Genomic DNA, 3,252 nt, shown 5'->3' with positions numbered 1-3,252 from the left:
CTGCGCCGCCTGCGCCGCCTGCGCCGCCTGCGCCGCCTGCCGTGCCGGCCCCGGCCACGGCCCTGCCCCCAGCCCCGGACGCGGATGCCGCCGCTCCAGCCCCGGCCCCGGCCCCGGCTTCGGCCGCCACCTCCGAAGCGTCCTCCGAAGCGCCAGCCGCAGCGCCCTCCGCCAGGCCGTCCACCGCGCCGGACTCGGTCGCGGCCTCCGGTGTCGCCCGGAGCCGGGCGATCCACGAGCGGGAGATCCAGGCCACCCCCACCATCGCGGCGACACAGCCGACCTTGATCAGCAGCAGCCGCCCGTACTCGGTGTCGACCAGCGCGGACCAACTGCCGAGCCCGCGCCACGACTGGTAGACGCCGGTGAGCGCGAGGACTGTGACGCAGACGAATGCCACCTTGGAGAACATCTCGACAGCGGCCAGGCCGATGCCCTGCCGCAGACCGACCAGCAGGGTGGCCAGGCCGCCGAGCCAGCAGGCCATCGCGAGCAGGTGCACGGCGGCCATGGGCAGCGCGAGCCAGACCTGGATGCCGACCGAGGAGTGGTCCGCGCCGACCCAGGTGGCCGACAGTGCGACGGCCAGGACCAGTCCGGCGATCCCGAGTCCGAGCCGGGCATCACGCTCGGGCCGCGCCGCCGCCAGCCGCTCCAACCGTTGCAGCTCGGCTTCCTCCGCATCGGCATCCGGCTCGCCTGCCGGGCGGTTCTCGCCCCCCGAACGGCCACCAGACCCGCCACGGCCGCCCGTACTGCCTGCGCCGCCCGTACTGCCTGCGCCGCCTGCGCCTTCCGCGCCTTCCGACGTCGCCGATCCGGCTGCCCCGGCCGGCTGCCCCAACTGCCCGACCAGCAGCGACAGGAACACCCCGCCCGCCGCCAGCAGCAGCAGCCGGGCGGCCAGTGCGGTGCCGATCCGCTCGTCCAGGGTGCTGCGCACCAACGAGAGGTCCAACGCCTGGGAGAGCCCGGTCCCGCGCTCGTACGGGCCGCGCAGCAGCAGTACGGCGACGGTGGCGACCAGCAGCGCGATCCACCCGGTCATCAGCAGCCGCTGCACCTGCCGTACGGCCGCACCGCGCGGCCAGCACAGCAGCACGAACGCGGCGGTGCCGGCCAGCAGCGCGAAGGCCGCGTAGGCGACGGTCCGGGCAGTGCCGTAGGCGGCGGCGACCAGGCTGTCGGCCTTGGCGCCCTGGACGGCGGAGGCGGACACCGAGGTGTCCGAGGGAGCGCCGATCGAGAACGTGAAGGCGCCGCCGACCGGGTGCGAGTCCTCCGAGACCGCTCGCCAGGCGACGGTGTAGGTGCCGTTGGCCAGGCCGGACTTGAGGCCGACCCGGGCGGTGTCGGCCTTGCCGTCCACGTGCGCGGGGTCACCGGCGTCGACGGCCTGCCCGGACGGGTCGAGGACCCGGACCGAGTCGGGGGAGAGCGAGACACCTTCGCTGAACGTCAGGGTGACGTCGGCGGGAGCGGTCGGTACGACGGAGTTCTGCGTGGGGTTGGTGGACACCAGCGTGGCGTGCGCCGACGCCGTCCCCGCCCCGCCGACCAGCAGCACCACGAGCGCGCCGAGTACGGCCACCAGCGCCCGCAACGCGGACCGGCGCCCCCGCACGGGGACCCGCCCGGCCGTCCTCGTACGCACCACCGTACGCACCCGCGCGCCCACCCCCGCGCCCACCCCCGCGTCCGGTCCTGCGCCCGGTCCCAGACCCAGTCCCACAGCCACACCCATCACCGTCCTCGTTCCGGCAGCCGTACGCGTTCCCGCGGGCCACAGCAGTATCGGCAGCATCCGTCAGTTCCCAGGGCGGTAGGTCAGCGGCTTGACCGGCACCTTGACGGAGATTGTGCCGCTCTTGGCGAAGGTGAGGTCCAGTTCGAGCTCGTCGCCGACCGCGGGCGGCCGCTGCCAACCCATGATCATCAGGTGGTTCCCGCCGCGGGCGAGTTCCAGGGAGCCATGGGCCGGGACCGGGAGGCTGCCGACCTCCTCCATGGTGGTGTCGGAGGAGCGGTGCATGGTGACGGAGGACGCGGCGGGACTGGACACCCGGACCAGCTGGTCCGTGCCCTCGCCCTCGTTGCGGATCGTCAGGTACCCGGCGCCCATCCCGCCCGACAACGCGGGCAGTGGGATGTACGGGTCGGACACCACCAGCTTGGACGCCCCGGCCCCTGCTCCGACCCCCGTCCCGGACCCCGCCCCGGTCCCCGAAGCGGCCCCCGCTGCTGCCGCACTCCCCGCCGCGCCGGCAGCCGCAACAGCCCCACCAGCACCGGAGCCCCCGGCGCCGCCCGCGTCCCCGGAGCCGCAGGCGACGAGTATCGCCCCGGCCGTCAGCGCGGTCGCGAGACCCGCGCCGAGGAGGGCGTTGCGGCGGAAGGCGGTACTCACGCGGCGACTCCCTTGGCCAGCAGCGCGAGGTCGTGCGCGTACGTGTCGAGCGGCGTGTTGCTCATGTAGAGCAGGTGGGCCTTGTCGTCGCCGGGGAGGAAGGCCAGGACCTGGGCGCCGTGCGAGGAGGTGACCGAACCGTCCGCGTTGACGATCGGGTCCTCGACCAGCACCCCGAGCGACTTGGCGGCGGCCTTGACCTTCTCCAGGTCGCCGGTCAGGCCGATGAAGTCCTTGCCCATCGAGTCCAGCCAGGTGCGCAGCACCTGCGGGGTGTCCCGGGCGGGGTCGGTGGAGACGAAGACCACGTTGATCTTCTTACGGTCCTCGGCGGAGAGCTTCGACATCGCCACGCCGATGTCGCCCATGGTGGTCGGGCAGACGTCGGGGCAGCTGGTGTAGCCGAAGAAGAGCAGGGTGGCCCGGCCGGCGGTCCGGGTGCGCAGGTCGAAGGGCTGGCCGGAGGTGTCGCCGAGGGTGAGATCGGGCTTGTCGAAGTTCCGCTTCAGCACGCTTCCCTGGTAGGGGGAGTTGCTGCTCTCCTTGTTGATCTTCACGGTGCCGTCGCCGCCGGCGTTCCCCGACGCGGAGGAACCGCAGCCGGAGAGCGCGAGCGCGCCCGCCAGCGCGAGGGCGGCGACACCCACCAGCCGGGGCCGCACCGCCTGCCGGGGCCGCGCCACCGGGCCGGCCACCGTGCGGCCGGCCACCGAGCCGCCGGCCACCGTGCCGCCGGTCACCGGGCCGGCCGTCGAGCGGGCGGCCGCCGTCGGGCTCGACAGCGGACGGGAGTTCGCGTTGGACGTCGTACGTGCCATGGGAGAGATCCGATCGTGCGCGGGGGT

General features: G+C 74.2%; 3 protein-coding genes. All 3 read right to left on the bottom strand.

Translation table 11 applies throughout. The features are described from left to right. On the bottom strand, window positions 1-1,654 hold a 1,654-nt coding region (locus AA75_RS52595; RefSeq protein ID WP_233289268.1), incomplete at its 3' end, for a copper resistance CopC/CopD family protein. A gap of 153 nt (window positions 1,655-1,807) precedes the next feature. Further along, a complete protein-coding gene (locus tag AA75_RS48185) occupies window positions 1,808-2,407 on the bottom strand; it encodes a copper chaperone PCu(A)C (RefSeq protein WP_149038475.1) in 600 nt (199 codons plus the stop codon). After that, window positions 2,404-3,225 carry an SCO family protein gene (locus AA75_RS30975; RefSeq protein WP_082526959.1) on the bottom strand — a complete coding sequence of 274 codons (822 nt, stop codon included), beginning with the start codon at window positions 3,223-3,225 and terminating at the stop codon, window positions 2,404-2,406. The genes AA75_RS48185 and AA75_RS30975 overlap by 4 nt, the downstream gene beginning before the upstream one ends. Window positions 3,226-3,252 lie beyond the last annotated feature (27 nt).

This window comes from Kitasatospora sp. MBT63, from assembly GCF_000710465.2.
Lineage (GTDB): Bacteria > Actinomycetota > Actinomycetes > Streptomycetales > Streptomycetaceae > Kitasatospora.
The sequence above is the reverse complement of the archived record's forward strand: the minus strand, read 5'-3'. Positions and strand labels throughout refer to the sequence as shown.